Origin of the sequence: Alkalitalea saponilacus (assembly GCF_900168165.1) — a bacterium.
GTDB lineage: Bacteria > Bacteroidota > Bacteroidia > Bacteroidales > Marinilabiliaceae > Natronoflexus > Natronoflexus saponilacus.
Genome location: NZ_FUYV01000006.1, coordinates 91,695 through 112,508, shown reverse-complemented (window position 1 = coordinate 112,508; position 20,814 = coordinate 91,695). Strand labels below are relative to the sequence as shown.

The window sequence follows — 20,814 nt, the reverse complement described above, 5'->3', positions numbered from 1 at the left end:
TTTGTGAAAAAATTTACCAAAAGTAACGATTTGTTAAACAACATCAACAGATTGAAACAGTATTTAACACTCAGCCCCACGGAAATCATATCTGGATTAAATAAGAATAGCGCTATAGCACTGTGTATTATTCCAAAAAATCATTAAACATCGAAATCCAAAGCCTCCCAAAACATTGTATGGAAAATTCTAAAACTCTACGATCTATTGTTATTCAGTCTTGGCAGGAAAACATTAAATTTGCGCCCATGCGAAAATGGATTACATTCAACGAAAACAGCAATCAACTTTTTTTGAAGCGGTTGGTACAATCAACCGCAAAGGTAAAATGCGCCACAATTCTTTATGATGCCAGCAAAATATCAAGTGGTTGTTACCATACTTTACAATCAGAAAGCATATTGGCTGCGCTGGATGTGGTGGAAGAGATTCAGAAGCCAATTAGTGAGCTTAAAGAGTCACTGACTAAAGCCGATTGGTATTTCGGGTTTTTATCCTACGATTTGAAAAATGAATTGTTTCCAAACCTGAGAACGAATAGAACTGCAAGGATTGAATTTCCCAATTTATATTTCTTCAGGCCTAAATGGATTATTCGGTTTTTAAATGGGCAATGGCAAATTGGTTACGACTCTGATTATGATTCAGAAAGAACGGCATTAGAACAGATTGATATAATCAAAGGCCAGAGTATCACAAATCATGTTCAGGATTTGCGGCCTGATATGCAGCCTGCAATCAGCAAAGAATTGTATATGGAACATGTTCGCAGTCTTCAGGAGCATATACAACGGGGCAATATTTATGAAGTTAATTACTGCATGGAGTTTTTTGCTGAAGAGTTAAAAATTGATCCGGCTCAGGCATTTTTCAAATTTACAGAGCGTTTCCCCATGCCCTTTTCGGCATTCCTGAAATATGGTAATAAATATGCAGTTTCGGCATCACCTGAGAGGTACCTGACAAAAAAAGGCAACAAAATTTACAGCATGCCCATGAAAGGCACGGCACCGCGTGGAGAAACTCCCGAAGCCGATGCAATTATTTTGGATCAGCTTAAAAAATCATTAAAAGAGCGTTCCGAAAATATAATGATTACTGATTTGGTAAGAAACGACCTATCCCATGTGGCAGCTAAAGGCTCAGTAAAAGTTGAAGAACTTTGCAATGCTTATGCATTTCCAAATTTATACCAGGTGGTTTCAACCATATCGGCAGAGTTAAAAAATCCGGATGATTGGGTTTCACCTATTAGTCACTCCTTCCCGATGGGTTCAATGACGGGCGCACCAAAAATAAGTGCCATGCAACTTATAGATGAATTTGAACCACGAAAACGAGGACTCTTTTCCGGCTCAGTTGGTTACATTACACCGGAAAAAGATTTTGATTTCAATGTAATGATACGTACTTTGTTTTACGATAAAGAAAAGAAAACGGCATCCTATTGGGCCGGAAGTGCCATTACAGCGCTGGCAAATGCAGAAGATGAATACAACGAATGTATGCTTAAAGCGGGGATGGTGTTGGGGGGATAGGTTGGAGGGTTAAGGGTTAAGGGTTGATGGTTGGAGGGTTATGGTTGATAACCTTAAACTTTGAGCTTCAAACATTAAATTTTAAACATCGAACCTCAAACTTTCCTCAACAAAACGAATGTCAACAGATAAAATGAAGATGAATATTGAGAAGTTCACACAGCAATTCAGGCATGCTTTGGTAAATGAATGCGGGGTTAGCGAATCTTCACGAATTCTGGTCGCAGTGAGTGGAGGGGCTGATTCTATGGCATTGTTGCATCTATTGCGATATACAGGTATGAAGTGTTTGGCCGTGCATTGTAATTTTTCTCTGCGCGGTAGTGAGTCCGATGAGGACGAAGCTTTTGTAAAGAAGATTTGTAAAGAATGGGCCTTTGAGTTGATAACAGAGCGTTTTGACACCACCTCTTATGCTACAGAAAATGGAGTTTCTATTGAAATGGCGGCTCGTCAGTTGAGATATAACTTTTTTTATTCATTGGCCAAAAAAAACAACATTGATTGGATAGCCACCGGGCATCATGGGGATGATGCCATTGAAACCTTCTTTTTAAATCTGGCCAGGGGTACAGGTTTAAAAGGGCTTACAGGCATTGCATACCAAAGGGATTCTATCATAAGACCATTATTGTTTGCCACATCTCAGGAGATCATTGAATATTGCAATCAAAATTCCATTCCATTCAGAACTGACTCTACGAACCATGAAACCACTTTTTTACGCAACAAAATAAGGCATCAGATAGTGCCTCTTTTTAAAGAGATAAATCCGGCTTTTTTTAATACCATGCAAAACAACATGGAGTATCTGGGGGAAGCATGGCAGATTTTTATATCTGAAGCAGCAAAAGTAAAAGAGCAAATGGTTGCCGAAACAGAAGATTCTATTCTAATCCCCATTAAATTGATCAATGAGCATCCTCAAAAAAAGAGCATGCTTTTCGAGATACTTCAAACTTATGGTTTTTCTGGTGTTATGATGGACAACATCATTGAAAGCATGAACGGCATACCGGGGAAACAGTTTTTTTCACATTCGCACAGACTGGTGGTTGACCGTTACAATCTTATTCTGGTTCCAAGAATGGAAATAGATGTAAATGATTACTACATCAATAGTGAAACAGAGTTAACGCAGAAACCTATCAAACTCTCCATCAAAACCTTTCCCAAAAAAGAAGATTTTTCTTTTTCGGTTAATCCGAAAAAAGTACATCTTGATGCAGATTTAATTGATTTTCCTTTAAAAATTCGGAAGCCAAAACCAGGTGATCGTTTTCAACCGCTTGGAATGATAGATTTCAAAAAAATCAGTGATTTTTTTATTGATGAAAAACTATCGCTGGTGGAAAAGGAAAACACCTGGTTGCTCATTAATAACGATGACATTGCCTGGGTGATCGGCCACAGAATCGATAACAGGTATAAAATTACATCTGCTACAAAAACTATTCTGGAGGTTTCTGTAAGGGATTAGTTGTGTGATTATGATGTAAGATTTTCGTGAATCTACTTTATACAAGAAAAGCTCAATCTGTATTTGGGTATCAGGAATAATGCATTAAGCAAAAAAGAGGTTTTGCATTACTGCAAAACCTCTTTTCACTTTAACAGAGAGAATGATTATCTAACTTCAATTACTAAATTCGCGTTTCTTACACCCCTACCCGACGCTCTCACACGTATTGTTCCTGGTTTTTGATCTGCTCTAACCACAAGTAATCCTTTACCTTGAAATACTTTTCTCTGGTCAGACACAAACGACTCATCGCTCACCATATCTGCACTGCTAACAGCAATATTTGATCCCGCACCAGTAACCCTAAAGGTTATGTTATGATCAGCATGCGGAACCAATATGCCATTCCTATCAACCACTTTAACGGTGATATAGGATAAATCCAGACCATCGGCATTAATAACATCACGATCGGGTTCCAATACAATGCGATATGGTTCTCCTGCTGTTTGCAGTTCATGACGTGCAACTTCTCTTCCATCAATTCTGCTGATTGCTGTAATTGTACCGGGCTCATATGGTATCCGCCATTCAAGGTTTTCATGCATTGGAGGTCCTAAGTTGATGGGATTGTCAGGATCAAACTCCTCGGCAGTATAACCACGAATATCCTTAGTATAATATTCTTCCGGAACTTGCTTGACTCCCAAAGATCGTCCATTCAATATAAGCTCAACTTCATGCGTGTTGGAGAAAGTATAAACGCTTATAGAATCTAAACCTTCCCAATTCCAATGAGAGAACATGGGCTGATATCGCAATTCTACTTCATTCCAGTATTTCTCAACAACACTTCCTCTGTCGAATGAAGTAATGTGAACCATGGGTTCATCGGCAAACAGACTGTGTATATAATAACTGAAGGGTTTCCAGTGATCATTCCAATCAATAATTCCGTTTACCCATCCTTTGGCTGGCCAGCCAAAGGATTCTCCAATATAGTCGGTTCCGCCCCAATAGAATAACCCGACTGAACTGCGATGATCAAAATTGAACCACTCATTCCCCAGGTTTCCTACTTGAGCTTCACTAAGCATAAATATCAACTGGGGATACTTCGCTTTATCAACCGGCCAAAATTCCTCGCGATAGTTGGTGCTTACCACATCCATATAAAAAACCATCTCCGGAGGACCTGCTCTGTAATAATTTGCCGTACGATGCACGCCTCTCGCTCTAGATGGATGAAGGCCTGTAGTAATCATACGTGATGGTTCATGCTTCCTTATAAAATCATACATCTCTTTCATCATGGGAACACCAAAATCATATCTGGGACTTCGCTGTTGCGAGACTTCATTCCCAGCGCTCCAAATAATGATGGAAGGATGGTTGCGATCTCTTTTTAAAAATGCCTTTAATGTAGGTCTCCAGTGTTTTTCAAAATCATTCCCCTGTCCAAAAAACTGATCGCTCCATTTATCAAATGGCTCATCAACTACCAACATTCCATTCCGGTCGCACCAATCAAGAATAAACTTGGCGTGGGGATTGTGAGCCAGGCGGATGGCATTAACGCCAAGTTTTTTAAGACCTTCCAAACGACGTTCAAAACCTCTTTCAAAAGCTGCAGCACCCAAAGGCCCTAAGTCATGGTGAATGTTTACTCCTTTAGCTAAAACCTTACGTCCGTTGAGCAATAATCCCTGATATCGACAAAACTCAACAGTTCTAATTCCAAAATTAGTTTCATAGGTATCAGTAACTTCTCCGTCCACTATAACAGATGATTTTAATTTATATAGATAAGGCGTATCCAAATCCCATAATTTTGGATTATTCACCTGTCCATATTGACGAAAAATAAACAATTCGTCTGGGCCAAAAGGTACAGTATTAATTATTGTTTGAAGAACTTCCCCGGCAGGACAGACAATGTCACTCTTTAGAGTAATTGTCAAACTATCATTCCGATGATTTTTTACTTCAGTTTGCAAATTAACTCTTGCATAATCTTCTACAATAAAAGGTGTAGTTATATACGTTCCGTAATAGTCGACATGAACATCCTCTGTTATAAGCAACCAAACATCTCTATAAATTCCCTCGCCGTTGTACCATCTTGAACTTTCCATATCGGTATTATCATAACTAACCGCGATGAGATTAGAACCTTGACTTACATGGTCGGTGACATCAATGATAAAATCCATATAACCATTCAATTGATGGGCTACTTTATCACCATTCACAAAAACACGTGCATCTCTATAGATCCCTTCAAACTCAATAAACACGCGCTTACCATCCAGGTCTTTATTTAATTCCAGATTTTTTCGATACCAACCCTTTTGCCTGGGAAGAAACCCGTTTTGTCTATCAGAGTTTAGACTATCACGCACAAAAGGTCCAGCTATGCTGGCATCATGTGGCAAATGCACCGTTTCCCATCGTGAATCATCATAATCTACTTTATAACCATCAGTAAAATCTCCAATGGTAAACTTCCAATCAAAATTAATGCGTTCCAGATGTCGTTGTGAAAACCCAACGGTAGAAACCAATAATAAAAAGGATAAAATAGTAAATTTCATGTCTCTAAAATTTGTTATTCAATGGTTCCCGAAGTCTCGGGACTCGTTTCATGTGTTTAATATTTTATAAAAAAATCATCTCGATTGTTGTTCTGCCTAACGAAGAACGACTTTGCTATGGCTTCTTAAGTTAAGTTCCCAAAAAAAAGTAAAACTATTACAAAATTATTTAATAATAAATCAGTCAACAATACACAAACTGGCATTTGTTTTAACTAATTTGACACTTAGGTCAAATTAGTGAGATAAATAACTAAGAATCTTTCGATTTATAAACATAGAACATAACTCAAACTTACTTAACAATAATAACCTTCAGAAAATAAAGTTTAAATAGAATAGTAAAAATCCTTTAAAATGCTATTTTTACGCAGATTTAGTTGAAATTGAGATTTGAATCTATGATGAATTTTGATTAAACGTTATAACGTTTAATCATTAAAGTTTATGACTTTTTTTTGTAACAGAGGATAATGTTTATATAACATCATAATCAAAGAAAACAAAATACGATACCTCATCAAAACCTCGCCCATAGCTTTATAAATGCCCCTCCCTGACCTTAAAACGGTACAATATTTGATTATAATTTTACGATTCCTAAATCACTTTACACGCCAACTAACCACCACCAATTTATGGATGATTTTTTTAAATATCTCACTTCTAGCCAAGAAGATAAACAATGGGGGATAGCTTTTAATGTAGTAGGGAAAGCTACCGTTGAACCAGGAGCTATATATCCTGCTCCAGAACATCCTAATGGCTACTTTTTTAATTGGAGCTCCGGAAGAACGCTTTCAGAATACCAAATTAATTACATTACAGAAGGAAGTGGGATACTGGAAACAAAATCGGAAAAACATAAGATCGAAGCCGGAACCATAATGCTTATAAAACCCGGAGTATGGCATAGATACAGACCCAATAAAAAAACCGGATGGGTGGAGCATTACATTGGAATTGAAGGGGATATTATTGACCGATTATTTACTAATCCAATTTTAAATGCAAAAAGCCCAGTGATTAAATGTGGCTTGAAAGAGAGTGTTCTTGATTGCTATCACAGAATATTCGAGCTTGCACAAAAAGAAAAACCCGGGTTTCAGTTGATATCCTCAGGTATAGCCATTCGCTTACTTGGCTCGGTAGTTTCACATGTAAAAAACCGAGACTTTAAGGGAAAGCCATTGGAAATCGCCATGGAGGATGCTAAGTTCATAATGAGAGATAGCCTTCACCAGGACTTAGATTTTAAAGAACTTGCATCATCTCTCAATCTTGGATATTCCTACTTTCGAAAGATGTTTAAGAAACATACGGGTGTGTCTCCGGGTCAATATCATTTACATTTAAGACTTATGCGGGCAAAGGAACTGCTGTTGGCTACCGATATGCCAATAAAACAAGTTGCATATGAAACCGGGTTTGATTCCATACACTATTTTAGCAGACTTTTTAAGAATAAAATGGGTCAACCTCCATCAGAAATGCGAAATGATGAATAATTAGTGAAGAAACCGGAACGTTTTCCGGTTTCTCATTTCACACACATCAAAAACAACCAAATACAGATTTTTATTTATATTCGACCCTATTCATCCTGACCCTTCTTGTATTGCGCAAATCCAACTCCTGTGCACCGGGTGTTTTAATGGTTACACTCTCCATTGTCCAATCTCTTACATGCGATAAAACACCTGCTCTTTGAGCCTGCACAAAAATATTGCTAAAACCGAATCCTGTAATTGGAGACTCCTCGGCTCCTGTCACATGAAAAGCTGTTTGTGCATTGATGGTATGAATGTTGGATAATTTTACATTTCTAATAGTGGCAATGCCTTGCTCTCGTGGAACTTCCTGCAACATAACCTTCCAATGTTCAGGCATTTCATCCATGCCATCGGGCAAAGTAGCGTAGCTATATTCTGGGTTCCAGTTTAAAGTAACTGTAAGGAATGTTCGCACGTTTTCGGCCTGAACGTTATCCATTTCAATGTATTCAATCCCACCTCCACGAGTAAAAGCAGATTTAAGGTGCATTACATGGTTTGTTCCTATGGCCTTCATGTTTTCGACTTTAACGTGCCGAATCCATCCTGAAGTTTCACTGCCAATAACCAAAGCACCTCCTCCTCTTCTGGCAATATTGTCATGTATATAAACATACTCCGAGGGAATATTAACGCGAAGTCCGTCGGCATCACGCCCAGCTTTTACCGTAAAATTGTCGTCATTACAATCTACATCGCAATTAAAAATATGCACAAAGGAAGAAGAGTCCACATTTACACCATCGGTACTAGGGCCCATACCTTCAATGTTGTTTCTGATGGTTAACCCGTTTACAGTTACGTGCCGGGAATACAGAATGTGTACTGTCCAAAACCCTGCCTGCTTGACTCTGAAACCCTTCAATGTAACATCGGTGGAATTTGAAACCTGAATGGTACGCACTCTTTTACAATCATAATCTGAAGCCCAACGCAAGCCTTGTGGTGTATATTCATGCCTTAGATTCCAATACCTCTCCCAATGATATTTGCCCTGTGCATGAATTAATCCACCTCCTGTAACTGCCACATTTGATTTGTCAAGAATATTGATAACTCCTGAAGGCCACATCATTTCAATTCCTGCTACACGTGTTTTTATTTCCGGATAATACTCGAGACCAATAAGAGCACGCAGCTCTACACCTTCACCAATTACCAGGTTAACATTATCCTTAAGAAATAGTGCTCCCGTATGATAAACACCAGGATCAAAAACTACTTTACCTCCTCCATTTGCCGCACAATCATCAATGGCTGCCTGAATTCCGGAGGTAGATGCAATGGGTGGGTATCCTTCAAATACGTCATTGTAGTCATTTACTCTGTAAACCCTTTCTCCATCAGGAAAACTCTGTGCCCCAACTTTCGACAGCCATTCCTGCGAGTTTGCACCAAATGTAATAAGTGCTACTAATAAGATTGAAAAAAATCGTTTCATGTGTTTATAATTTGTTTTTATAGTTACTCCCGAAGCCTTGGGAAAACTCGTCCCGAAGCCTCGGGACGAGTTTTATTTAAAATATTGTTTTAAGCTATTCTTATCAATTTGATTGGGAGGTTGTTAAGTCATCAACTCATCAGTTCGTTAAATATATTCTGATTGTAAAGCAAACAGATTAATTACCATCAGGTTTTTCTGCGGTTGTCCTAAAACTATGTGGCATGGTCCAATTCGAGTAAGGGAAAGGTGCATTAGTATCAATCATAGGCGCATCGGCAGCTAAAAATTGAGCCAACAAAGGGGTACTCTCTCTCATCCCTTTTATAATGCAAAGCGCCATAATCCATGCTCCATAATTATTAAAATGGGTATTGTCCCTTAAGTCATTTTGTTGCCCGGGAAACGTTCCAGCCGGGTAATGAACAAACGCCTTTTTTGATTCATTAGAACCCCAGGCTTCATAAACACTTTTGCTCATGAGATTAAGATCAATCAACGGTACATTTTCGGTTTTAGCTACAACCCGCATTGCATCAGGATAATCATCGTGGGTAGCTACAACACCGCCGTTCTCATCAAAAACACGTCGATGCATTGGGGTTACCAAAACCGGGTTTCCTCCAATATTTCGGGTTTCTTCAATAAACTCTTTCAGCAAATCAGTAAATGATGTCCAGGGACCAACTCCTTCTCCTGATTGCTTTTGATCATTATGTCCAAATTCAATAAAGAGGTAATCGCCAGAATTCATCTCACTTAGGATTTTCTTTAATCTTCCCGCACTTTTAAAGGAAGATAAAGATTCCCCCGATTCGGCATAATTGGCTACCACAACATTTTGATCGAAATACCTCGTTATCATTTGGCCCCAGGAAGCGTATGGCTCATATTCCTGATCTACAACAGTTGAATTTCCTGCAAGAAACATGGTTGTTATATCATTCTGAGGTTTTATTTTCAACCCATAAACAGAAGGATTTATCCCTGTAAATTCTAATGTTAACTTTTTGTCCCAATTGAGATAATCATATTCACGTGGTTTGCGTCTGATGGAATCCATATCGGAAATATATGGAGTTCTGACATTAACCACGAATGAATTTTCTGCAATTTCACCGGGTTGAGTTACAATATCCTCTAACATCCACCTACGTGATTCTGCTTTAACCGTAAGAGATGACTTTAAGTGAGGATGTCCGGAATATATTGTTATCAGATAATTCCCCTCCGGCAAATTCACCGAAAAGTAGAATGATTCAGAGGAATAACAGCAACCTTCTAAAAAAAAAATCGGGAGCTGTCGTCCATTGACGACAGCGGTTTCGTTCCAAAATCAAATCCATATCCAATTACCTGATTGTATAATGAGGAGGCCTGAACCGGGTAATATCCATCATTTCCCTGTTTTGAGCCAAAATTAAACACCAATTCTGCTTCCTCTTTCCCATCTTTAACCAAATCACCAGGTGTTCTTGCAGGGATATTTATTTGCGGAATGATTTTAACCGGCCCCTCAAGCCCGGAAGGCATCACCTCCCAATCGGAAGCATCAAAATGTCTGTAGCGGATGTTTACAAAATTAATCTCATGAAAAAGTTGCCATTCGATATTATTGATGTCCATATTCCGGATTCTGTTAGCCATCAGATTGGCAACTTCTATTTCCAAGACATTTTCACCATCTTTGAGATATTCTCCAACATTGATGATATAAGGAGGACTCCACACCAATCCAAGATCGTTTCCATTTAGAATTACCCGAGCACTATGCATCACATTTCCAAGATCGAGCAGATATTCAGGATGGGATTTACCTTCATAATTAAAATTGATGGTATATCTTGCTGTTCCTGAGAATTTATTCATTTGAGCATTTCCTAATTCAGTCCATGGCTTTAAACCACCTATTTTTACTGATTCTGGAAGAGATGGACCACCTTCAAAGAATTCAATTTCCCACTCTCCATCTACAATAAACTCGTCAGCAAGTGATTTTCTATAATTCCACTGTGGCACGTCACTAACATCTTTATCGGTAAACAGGAGAAAGTATGCTTCACCTGACCTGGCCTGTATCTTAAGATTGGATTTCCCGTTGGAAGAATTGGCAGGAATCAATCCATAATCTCCCGTTTGAGGATCCAACATGATTACATGTTTGGCTGTGAAATTAACAGGTATAACGGCATCTATTTTATCTGGTGTATGATTTACCAGGTAGTAATATAGTCCCTCACTGGAATGGCGACGTAAATATTTCAGACCCACATCAGTAAACCTCTCTCTTTCAACGCCGGCATAGGCAAGAGCTATCTCCGGATCATCTGAAAGAATAAACTCAGCCCGGGAGCTTCTTTTGAGAGTAAGGCCTTCTGATTGAACTTCTTCAGAGAACTCATTTAAAAGACCTCTCATAATGTTTCTTCGCTCTTCAAGATTACTCAAACCGGGAACATCTTTAGGCAGATTCTCAAATATTACCGGAACTCCATTTTCAGCAAAACGGATTAACTTTTTCAAAGTTTTAAGAGGCATGTTATGGCACTTGGGTACAACAATGGCACTGTACGCATTTTGACCATCGATGGTAAGTAATTTATTACTTTGTGGCGTAAGAGTTCCCAACAATGAATCAGACACAAAATCAAAGGCATAACCACGATCAAGCAACGATTGAATTTTTGGCAAATTCAACCACCTTCTGGATCCATGAACAGCCATCATCATCTCCAATCCTTCTTCACTTTGCCAGGTATCAAAAAGAGGCCAATAAACCAAAATATCGTTAGCAGCAGTACCCTGTTGTAGTATACTCTGACAACGAGTAATGTACTCATTTAGTCCACTTACATGAGGCCAAAAACTATTGGTAGGACCAAAGTGAACAGAGGCATAAAACAACCAGCCTGGCCACATGGCCTCTTGCGGCGAGTAAGTTGATCCATGATAAAAAATATGGTTAACACCTGAAAGGAATACCTGTTCGGCCTCAGGCTTGCATTGAGATAGAGGAACTCTGAAGTGCTCTCCTACCCATGTAAATGTCTCGCAGGACACCAGTCGTTTACCGGTAATATTAGCCGCGGAAGCGGCTAACTTTAAAAACAATGGGTTATGGTCGGCAGGACTGACATAATCCTCATCCCAAAAGAAACCATCAATAGGAAAATACTCCCCACCAAAAGTTTCGATTTCCGGTATATCAACCGTTGCATAAACATCAATCAGGTTGGCAGGTGATCCATGGGATTGATTTCTGGTTTTTGCGCCTTTGTTGTTGGCCCACGCAGTCCATTGAGAACTGAAATTCTGGATTAACAATTCAGACATGGTCTGACGATAGTCAGACTTTACTCGTGCAATGATTTCAGTATCCCCCTGACCATTTAATTCTCTGAAAAAATGTCGCAAATCATAACCTCTCCGACTATTGAATTCATCGAGAAACCCATAACTCCAACTGGCACCAAACACTTCATAACTGTCATTAAAAAAACAACGTAAACCGGGATTTCGACCTTCAAAAACTTCATCAAATCGGGATAAATAATGACTTAAAGCCGGAGCATTCAGATGGTCGAACGTATAACCTTCGCCACCAGGGGCAGCTCTTTTTACCAACATACGATTGTGAGCATTGAAAGCTGCAATAACATCCCATGTTCCTGATTTTGGTTGCCACGTAAGCTTATTTTCTTCATTCAAATAGTCCGTCACGAGTTCAATTTCACCATTTGGACCATATGCAGTTATTGCAATCAATGGCGCACCATACTCCCGGCGACGTTGATCGTTGAGTAAGATTAACGGCTGTTCTGATTGTCCTGCACTTACCTGATACTCCTGCATGATTAACCTGCGTGCAGCAACATCGTTTGTTATATGAGGGCCTCCAAATGGCCAACCAGTGCCATTTGTCATATCAACTTCCATTCCGAGTTCGTTGGATTTTTGCACTACAAACTGAAGAATTTCCATCCAACGGGGCGAAAGGAAATCGATGTATTGGTCTTCGTATCCTTTTGCTCCATATATGGGAGCAATCTCGACACCACCAATGCCTCTGGCAGCAAAATCTTCAAGAACATAAGTAAGATCCGACTCGTTCACTGCGCTCCCCATCCACCACCAACGAGTCCATGGTTTCATTTCGTTTGTTACTTCCGGCCAAACTTGTACCTTTTGAGCAGGATCTTCCTCACAAGAAGAAAACAAAAACCAAAAGGCCATAAAAACCAACATGTAACCTTTTGTATTGCTGTGCTTTTTAAAACCAGAAAAAAAACTCATAACAGTATATTTTTATAATAAAAATCTTTATATCATTGTATGGAAATCGGAATTATTCCACGATAATAGGCTAGCGTTAAGCCAAATATGAATTATCTCCCTCACTCACCCCTAACCCCGTTCGGATGAGCGTTCGACTGAACTCACACCGAAGTCGCAAGTCGAAGCCGAGGGGAACCACCAAACGCACCAGATAAACCCGAAATCTTTTGGTTGACTTGGCACTAGTCCAAGTAAAACACCTCATCCAAAGGTATGGTGATGGGCGAGTTATCAGGATTCGTTTCCATAATGTCTGCCATATAAGCCCACCACTTCTGAACTATTGGATTTGTCCCCAAATCCTGAGACGATGCTTCACCTTTTTGTTTCTGAACAGCAAAAAGGATATTGGTCTCTTCATCTAAAAAAATAGAGTAATCATATACTCCTGTTGATCGAATGAGCTCTTCCAGTTCCGGCCATATTTCATCATGACGTTTTTTATATTCATCCCTGAACCCTGGCTTAAGGAACATCTTAAAAGCAAATCTCTTAACCATAATATCAACTAATTTATTAAAAATCAATACAAAAAAGAAACATTCAGAAATTCTTCTCATGTCCCTATTTAACACAATTTACAAAATCAAAGATATTACGCAATCAAATTAACATCAATACACAAACTGGGAATTCTCTTTAACTTTTTGATACACTAAGAATAGATTGATAGATTTTAGATCGCTCGATGCTGAGCGCAGCGAAGTCCTGCACGGCGGGATTAAAATATAGCAAATTCTTAATTATAAGTAAATTACAATTATGTATTTTTATTAAGTTCCGCAGGAACGTCTGATTTTATAAAGCCGGATTTTAATCCGGTTAAAGTGGAACTTAGGAACCTCTATTTGGCTAAACTTTTGACCTCAAGCCTAATAGCACGAATTAAAATTTGCACTTGCAGCGCATTCTGTATTACTGTAAGATTACTTTCCATGCCACGATTGGAAGCTTTGTTAGCAGTGAATATAAAGGAACGAGCTACCGCTCGGCTCTGTCGCTTTGCTTGTAAAGAAACTTCGCCGAGCGGGGGATCTTAATTTATACAAGTTACGGAATATTTAAACCCCTTAACATGTCGGCACTTTTGAAGAACGCATAAAAAGTAACCACATAATATATAATACTAAGAATGCGGTAAAATTTTGAGCGTTTGGGTGATATTTCATTGCAATAATTGATATGGTGTAAATATCTTTTTTTGAAGTACATATAAATATTAGCTAGTATCATTAATAAGATAAACGCATATTTATAAATGTAAGAAAAGCTATTGTAACCATCTTGTAATAAGTAATATTGAGCAAAACCAATAACACTTACAATATTAGCAAAGACAAGAAACACAACACTTGTTGTAGCCCAATAAAACGGAAACTCATCTTCTTGAAATACGTTTATACAAAAATGATAAGACTTACAAAAAATGTAACGATAAAAACTAAACATCACAGAAATCATTTATGGTTTATAAAGACGGTGAAAGTGATCCCAATAAATAGGATGAGACTCGATAGAAACTCCCATTCTCCACTCATAGAAACTCCTCCAAAAATTGTATTTAAAACTTTGGTATCCTCGTGTGCTACAGATTAATCTTCCGCTTTCCCAACCAGCGGTCAATCCCGTCCCTACTATGGGCAATGTACCAACGGCAGAACGAGTTACAAACTCGCTCCAACGGGGAGCATTCTGTTTTATTGTAAGATTTCTTTCTATGCCACAAGTGAAAGCTTTGTTAGCAGTGAATATAAAGGGACGAGTTACCGCTCGGCTCTGTCGCTTTGCTTGGTCAAATACCCTCTATGCAATACTAACTTCCATAATAGGTTAATATTCCATACAAATATGTGCTCAGTAGGGCGCCAACAATCATGGATACTGAGTATATTATGAAATAGTTTTTTTTTATCACTTTGTACCGTTCAACGATCTTTTCGTATCGATTCCTGAAAAAAATCAAGAAGTAATTAATCACTGCAAAGGGACCAGCAAAAGTAATAGCAAAACGAGTAAATCGATCCAATAATTCTCCAGGAAAAATGTTTACGTGTAATTTTGGTATGGTATAGATATCAAAATATTCTAACCACAAGACGATAATATATAAATTTAATGCATTCATCCATGTTACAAATGTAAAAACTGACCATTTCCATTCTGTATGGGAAGAGTGCTTCCAAAAACGTTGAATTGCTTCTGACCAAATTAAAAAGTATAAATTTTGCATAATTAACACTTTAGAAATAAATCTTACTTTTTACTGAGTTAAAAGTTGATGTCTTGCAAAATTGATCTGCGAGGTCTTAGATGCCTGTTCCGCTCCCAATAGTAGCCATTTATCAAACCATATTTTGGGGCAAATGAAGCTCCAACATCCCAACCCAATCTGGCAGTACCATAATAAGTCACCCCCATACCAACACCGGGGATACTAACTCCACTAAGTTTAGAGGTCACAACAGATACCAATCCAACTGTTCCAACGCTAGCATCAACATAAGTTATAGGTTGCGGCTCACCAAAAACCATCTCCCCATATGCGAAACCCGTTGTAACTATGCTCGCACCTGTATTAACTCTGGCACCAACTTTTGATAATTTGAGTAATTTGGGGTTGCCGGAGCTCCCACCAGTTTCAACAGAGCCATAGAATTTTTCAGCATAAAGCCAGTTGTCAGACTGTCGAGCATATGCATTTAAAGCCCAAAATTCAAAAATTTTGCTCCCAAATTCTAATCCCCTACTTGATGATTCTATTGCACCCCCTCCGTTTGCGGCAAATCCCTGCAAATATCTTACATCATCAACAGCTTTTACTGCATTAACTCCTGCGTCAAACTGGTTATTATTTCGAGAGTCATAAACAGTTGCTCCTCCAACATGAGCATACCCATATCCGCTACCACCTTGAACTCCAATTCCAACTCCCCCGGAAGGAATACCTTTTTTATCAGCCCACCTGGCAAACTGATCTAGCCCGTCCCATGCATCATACCACTGTTTTTTTACCCACCTGCCAAATTTCTTAAAAATATAACCACTTGGGTCATTATATATCAACGGATTATTCAAACAATACCCATACCGATTATAATTAAACCAATTCCCCGGAGCCTGAATAAACGGATCGGGACTTAGGAATTGAGCCATGAGGGGATCGTACATTCTCCCGTTCATGTTAATGAGGCCGAAATCGTCCAGGTGCTCGTGCATGGTGTAGCCACGTGAGAACAGCAGGTTGGCGCGAGTATCGGGTTGTGACCAGTCGCTCGGGTTGCGGCGTGCGCCCCACGGGTCGTAAGCGTAGCGCTCTACTACCTGCCCGGCTTCGTTGGCCACTGCCAACAGGTTGCCCTGGTAATCGGAATAGGTATAGTAAAGTTTTTCCTGACCATTGGAGTAATCCATGATGGCAGCCAGGCCGTTGCCTCCGTAAATATAGTGAAGTTTTCGGACAGAACCATCGGGAGAAACTTCTTCTTCGTAATTGCCAAGGTAATATTTGGTGAGGGTGGTATTACCTGAGGTTGCAAACGTGCCTTTGATGCGCTGTTGGTTGGTTCCATAAGTCAGGTGATGGGATTTATTACCTTGGGTAATGGATTTCATTTTATTGAAATTCATTTTGTTAAAAGAAGTCCTGAACTATTTTTGAGATAAAAAAATTGAGAACAGAGTCTATTGTGGGTAGTTGACCATCGTAGTAAATAGTTTGTAAAATAATATTTTACAGACTGCACTAATTTAACAATAGTTGCATTCTAAAGAACACGAACAAAGATTCCTCACTCCGTTTGGAATGACAACTATTATTATTGGGAGTGGGGTTGAGATTCAGAGGCGGCTTCGCCGCCTCTGAATCTATGGTTTACTCTACTTTTTCACCATTAACAACAACATTAATAAGGCGCAGATTATCTACAAGATCTTTATTAATTCGGGCGTCTTTACGAGCTTCAATGTCAAGGTTTTCAAATGTAAAATCGCTCAGTTCAAAATCAAATCTTTCGACCGTCCCCCACGGGTCTTCTATCTCAACCATAAATAAAACATCACAATCCATATTGATGTTTCGCATGGTGATGTTGCTGGCATAGGACATTCTCATCTCTTGCTCTCCCTGAAGATTATAAAACTGTGTCCAGGGACGCACATAAAGGAAATTCCCAACATGACTACCTTCGATGTCTTCCACCAGAACGTATTCATAATTTTGAGGTGTATCAGGACGCATCTTTAACCACAACAAGCGCTGAGCATGATTCACCTGAATCCGGCGCATAATAATATTTCTATTGTGAATTGATTCACTTCCGAAAGTTAAAGCACCATGACAAAATCCAAACGTACAGTCCTCAATGATGATGTTGTAATTGCCTCCGTTCTCCTCCATCTGATCGGCATTGGGGCCTTTACCTCCTTTTAATGCCACCGCATCATCATTAACCGACATGTAACAGTTTTTAATCAATACATTTCTGACAACATCCAGATCAATGGCATCTGTACTTGGAGCTTTCACGGGCTCGTAAGGTGAGTATATGTACAAATCCAACAACTTCACATACTCACATTTGTAAAAATGGGTGGTCCAAAACGGAGAGTTTTGAAGAGTAATTCCGGAAATCTGGACATTTCGACTATTTGAAACAAACAATAATCGCGGGCGCATTTCGTCCAGGTTGGTGCAATCCGGGTTAAACGCCCTACGCAACCAAAAGGCCTTCCAATAGCGCATTCCGTTTCCATCAATAGTTCCTTTACCGGATATGGTAAAGCCATCAAGCCCATCAGCATTAACCAGCGCAGGAAAATATTTCCGCCATTCTCCTTCAATACGTGTCATCATAATTGGAAAATCACTAATATCATCGCTGCCTTTGAGCATTGCACCTTCTTCCAGGTGCAAATGAGTTCCCTGCTTAAAAAAGATAGAACTACTTAAAAAAGTGCCTGGAGGAATTATAACAACCCCGCCACCTGCTTCATAAGCTTTATCAATGACTGCCTGAATTTGCTCTGTTTGCAAAATAGTACTATCATTTTTTACACCATAATCAGTAACTCTATAATGTTTCCCAAGTTTATTGATATCTGTTGGTTCAATAATGCGAAACCATTCTGGAATTGGAGTTCCATCCGGGAAAAGATCAACAGTTTTATCTTTGTTATACTCTCCGGAAAAAAGCATCACCGGTATAAGAGTCATCACTAAAAATAGAATTTTTCTTACCATATTTATATATTTAATTGATTTCAATTCATCCATTTAAACAATCTAAAATCCAACATCCCTAATTCATAATAATAATCTTTTCCTGAAACATTTGATTGTCTGAAACTAACTGAAGAATATATACTCCTGCTGCAAGACCATCCCTCTCAAACGTTATGGTGCGAGACCCGCTGAAATGAGAGCCTTGCATCAGCACTCTTACCAAACGCCCATTAATATCATACAGTTCCAGTCTTACTGGAGCCTGAACTTCCTGTTTAAACTCAATTGTAGCTGAATTATTAAAAGGATTGGGATAAACGCTCAATGAGGCTCTTTCAGGTTTGATGTAATTAATATTGGAAATTACATCAGATTCTACCGCCACCATATACATAAATGCATTTGCAGCACCATCGATAGAATTTATTCCAAGAGATACAGACTCTCCTGCTTGCACCTCCTTACTGTACAAGTCCATTAAAGTTGATGCACCAGAAATATTTACGACAGCAATTTCACCAGCTTTATCATATTCTGACAACCAATCTGGTTTATTGGATACTCTCTGTGTGTGTAAAACATGAACAATGGCATCGTGCTCAACTTCAAATTGAGCAATAACATCTCTAGTTGACAGTCTTCGGGATGCATTGGCCGTGCGAATCCACTCAGCCCCTGCAAGAAATTCTGGTAGCGGATTAACATAAAAATTAAAATCGCCATAAATGGCATCACTCTCAGACAAACCCTCCATTAACTCCCAGATTTCAGCATTTGGAATATCTTGTACAATGAGATTTTTAATTACTTTTCCACTTCCTCTATTAACTCCACTTACAAGAGCTATGTCCGGCGTTGGTGGAGGAAAGTCCATATCTGTTGCAACATAAAATCCGGGATGAGGAGGTTGATTATAGGACGAATTCTGCCATGAAATTGCTACCCGGTATATGGGATCGTGCATAAATGTGTATAATTTATGCGTTGTTGGAATTGTTGTGGTGTAAACCCTGAGAGCATTGTTGTCATCGCGTCTGAAAATAACTTCTTCGCGCCAGTCTCCAAACAAATCAGCCTGTAAAACAGGATTGGCTTTTGTCCCATTTATTGAACTTGCTCCATTGGCAGTTAGCAACCGGGTTGATGAATTGTTTGCAATGCTCCATCGGTCAATTCTATTCGAGTTAAGAAGCTCCCTACTAAGCTCTCCATCCCACCAAATGATATGATTAATAGAATTAGGTACATTCCCCACTTTAACCCCTCTGGTGTCATAAAGCCCCAGACCACCGGAAGCCCAGAAATGAAACCCGGGACGCTGAGGGTCAATTTCTGCTCCCACTCCGCGACCAATATCGCCGGCCTGTCTGTGATTAAAAATTAACTCTCCATCATCTGCGTAACGCAGAGATACGCCGTGTCCTCCACTCTCATATGGCATAAAAATAAGTGGTCGTGGATCATCTTTAATCATGTAAGTTACATGTGTGGCATCACCATGACCACGCCCTGTGGCGTGCATGCCTGTTCCATCTGAAGCAATCGTAGCGGCCCCCGTCACGATATCATGACGTCCATCGCCATTTGCATCAATGATATGAATTGAATGATTTCCTTGTCCAAAATATGCGCTATTGCCGGCTGTATTTGAGTCAAATGTCCATTTGCGGGTTAAACGTCCATTTCGCCAATCCCACGCAGCAAAAGTCATCCGGGTATAATAACCGCGTTGAAATACTCCTGAGGGTCTCTCCCCGTCCACGTATGCCACCGCAGCATTAAAACGATCGACACGATTACCATAATTATCTCCCCAAGATGCTACACTTCCTCGTAAAGGCCAATAGTTGTCAGTAGCCAACTCTTCTCCTGTTAAACCATCAAAAACAGTGATATACTCCGGTCCGCTAAGAATCCAACCCCAGTCGTTACTATAATCAATTTCGTGTTGTGCGTTAACAGCAGGTCCTTTATTGATATAATTGCCCAATCCATCTTTAGTTCCGGGAGCCGTTTTAACCATGATCTCGGCTCGACCATTACCATCAAAGTCATACACAAGAAACTGAGTATAATGAGCTCCGGCTCTGATGTTTTGTCCCAGATCTATCCTCCACATAAAAACTCCATCCATGGTATAAGCATCCAATAGAACATTATCAGTATGTCCACCTTGAGAGTTATCTTTTGAATTGGACGGATCCCATTTTAGAATAATCTCATACTCTCCATCTCCAGTTAAATCTGCAACACTGGCATCATTGGGAGTATATACACCACCTCTCACTCCTGCAGGAGGACGGTTTAAGGGGATATCAAAATATCCGGCAGAGCCTTCCCTGTTATTAATTATTCGTGCAGGCCTGCTGCCTACCATTTCTCTTTCGTCAATAACAGCACGTACACGATACACAGAATTAAGTGGTGCAGTTTCATCCAAAAAGGAGGTAACAGTGCTTACCGGTTCTTCATTTATTCTTTCACCCCCTCTGTATATATTGAATTTAGTGTTGTATGGTTCGTTTCCTAATAAACGCCATTTTAAAAAATATCCATCTCCCTCACGAATGGCCACCAACCCTCTGTTAAGGTGCTCCATCTGTTTCTGCGACATCACATTTTCGGTCAAAAGAATAAATATACCGAAAAAAATCAAACCAAATAACTGTT

General features: G+C 39.4%; 11 protein-coding genes. 3 read left to right on the top strand and 8 right to left on the bottom strand.

What is annotated here, in order from left to right; genetic code table 11:
- The first annotated feature begins 248 nt into the window (after nt 1-248).
- Nucleotides 249-1,538: a chorismate-binding protein gene (locus tag B5X70_RS06990; protein ID WP_157666453.1), complete on the top strand. Its 1,290-nt coding sequence runs from the start codon at nt 249-251 to the stop codon at nt 1,536-1,538.
- A 118-nt stretch (nt 1,539-1,656) separates the two neighbouring features.
- Nucleotides 1,657-3,018, top strand: coding sequence for a tRNA lysidine(34) synthetase TilS (gene tilS, locus B5X70_RS06985; RefSeq protein ID WP_232468373.1), 1,362 nt, complete (start codon nt 1,657-1,659; stop codon nt 3,016-3,018).
- 146 nt (nt 3,019-3,164) lie between these two features.
- Here the strand turns inward: tilS and B5X70_RS06980 are convergent, their stop codons facing one another.
- Nucleotides 3,165-5,594 carry a glycoside hydrolase family 2 TIM barrel-domain containing protein gene (locus B5X70_RS06980; RefSeq protein ID WP_079557187.1) on the bottom strand — a complete coding sequence of 810 codons (2,430 nt, stop codon included), beginning with the start codon at nt 5,592-5,594 and terminating at the stop codon, nt 3,165-3,167.
- Nucleotides 5,595-6,232: 638 nt separating this feature from the next.
- Here B5X70_RS06980 and B5X70_RS06975 point away from each other — a divergent pair.
- Nucleotides 6,233-7,102: an AraC family transcriptional regulator gene (locus B5X70_RS06975; RefSeq protein WP_079557186.1), complete on the top strand. Its 870-nt coding sequence runs from the start codon at nt 6,233-6,235 to the stop codon at nt 7,100-7,102.
- Nucleotides 7,103-7,172: 70 nt separating this feature from the next.
- Here B5X70_RS06975 and B5X70_RS06970 read toward each other — a convergent pair whose 3' ends face one another.
- The 7 genes from B5X70_RS06970 to B5X70_RS06930 form a co-directional block, all read right to left on the bottom strand.
- The gene (locus B5X70_RS06970; protein ID WP_079557185.1) at nt 7,173-8,588 is read right to left on the bottom strand and encodes a glycoside hydrolase family 28 protein; all 1,416 of its coding nucleotides are present in this window, start codon (nt 8,586-8,588) and stop codon (nt 7,173-7,175) included.
- Between the two features lie 178 nt (nt 8,589-8,766).
- Entirely contained in the window at nt 8,767-9,831 is a 1,065-nt protein-coding gene (locus B5X70_RS06965; RefSeq protein ID WP_234995076.1) for a rhamnogalacturonan acetylesterase, read from the bottom strand.
- Between the two features lie 38 nt (nt 9,832-9,869).
- Nucleotides 9,870-12,881, bottom strand: a complete 3,012-nt coding sequence (locus B5X70_RS06960; protein WP_079557183.1) for a glycosyl hydrolase — start codon at nt 12,879-12,881, stop codon at nt 9,870-9,872.
- A 224-nt stretch (nt 12,882-13,105) separates the two neighbouring features.
- A complete protein-coding gene (gene rhaM, locus B5X70_RS06955; RefSeq protein WP_079557236.1) occupies nt 13,106-13,423 on the bottom strand; it encodes an L-rhamnose mutarotase in 318 nt (105 codons plus the stop codon).
- A 1,768-nt stretch (nt 13,424-15,191) separates the two neighbouring features.
- A complete protein-coding gene (locus B5X70_RS06940; protein ID WP_157666454.1) occupies nt 15,192-16,535 on the bottom strand; it encodes an RHS repeat domain-containing protein in 1,344 nt (447 codons plus the stop codon).
- Nucleotides 16,536-16,794: 259 nt separating this feature from the next.
- Nucleotides 16,795-18,162 carry a rhamnogalacturonidase gene (locus tag B5X70_RS06935; protein WP_079557179.1) on the bottom strand — a complete coding sequence of 456 codons (1,368 nt, stop codon included), beginning with the start codon at nt 18,160-18,162 and terminating at the stop codon, nt 16,795-16,797.
- Between the two features lie 58 nt (nt 18,163-18,220).
- Nucleotides 18,221-20,758: a rhamnogalacturonan lyase family protein gene (locus tag B5X70_RS06930; RefSeq protein ID WP_234995075.1), complete on the bottom strand. Its 2,538-nt coding sequence runs from the start codon at nt 20,756-20,758 to the stop codon at nt 18,221-18,223.
- Nucleotides 20,759-20,814: the final 56 nt, after the last annotated feature.

Bases quoted from the DNA above. Each gene is read 5' to 3' on its own strand.
- B5X70_RS06990 (WP_157666453.1), top strand. From the start codon at position 249: ATGCGAAAATGGATTACATTCAACGAAAACAGCAATCAACTTTTTTTG.
- tilS (WP_232468373.1), top strand. From the start codon at position 1,657: ATGTCAACAGATAAAATGAAGATGAATATTGAGAAGTTCACACAGCAA.
- B5X70_RS06980 (WP_079557187.1), bottom strand. From the start codon at position 5,594: ATGAAATTTACTATTTTATCCTTTTTATTATTGGTTTCTACCGTTGGG.
- B5X70_RS06975 (WP_079557186.1), top strand. From the start codon at position 6,233: ATGGATGATTTTTTTAAATATCTCACTTCTAGCCAAGAAGATAAACAA.
- B5X70_RS06970 (WP_079557185.1), bottom strand. From the start codon at position 8,588: ATGAAACGATTTTTTTCAATCTTATTAGTAGCACTTATTACATTTGGT.
- B5X70_RS06960 (WP_079557183.1), bottom strand. From the start codon at position 12,881: ATGAGTTTTTTTTCTGGTTTTAAAAAGCACAGCAATACAAAAGGTTAC.
- rhaM (WP_079557236.1), bottom strand. From the start codon at position 13,423: ATGGTTAAGAGATTTGCTTTTAAGATGTTCCTTAAGCCAGGGTTCAGG.
- B5X70_RS06940 (WP_157666454.1), bottom strand. From the start codon at position 16,535: ATGAAATCCATTACCCAAGGTAATAAATCCCATCACCTGACTTATGGA.
- B5X70_RS06935 (WP_079557179.1), bottom strand. From the start codon at position 18,162: ATGGTAAGAAAAATTCTATTTTTAGTGATGACTCTTATACCGGTGATG.
- B5X70_RS06930 (WP_234995075.1), bottom strand. From the start codon at position 20,758: ATGTCGCAGAAACAGATGGAGCACCTTAACAGAGGGTTGGTGGCCATT.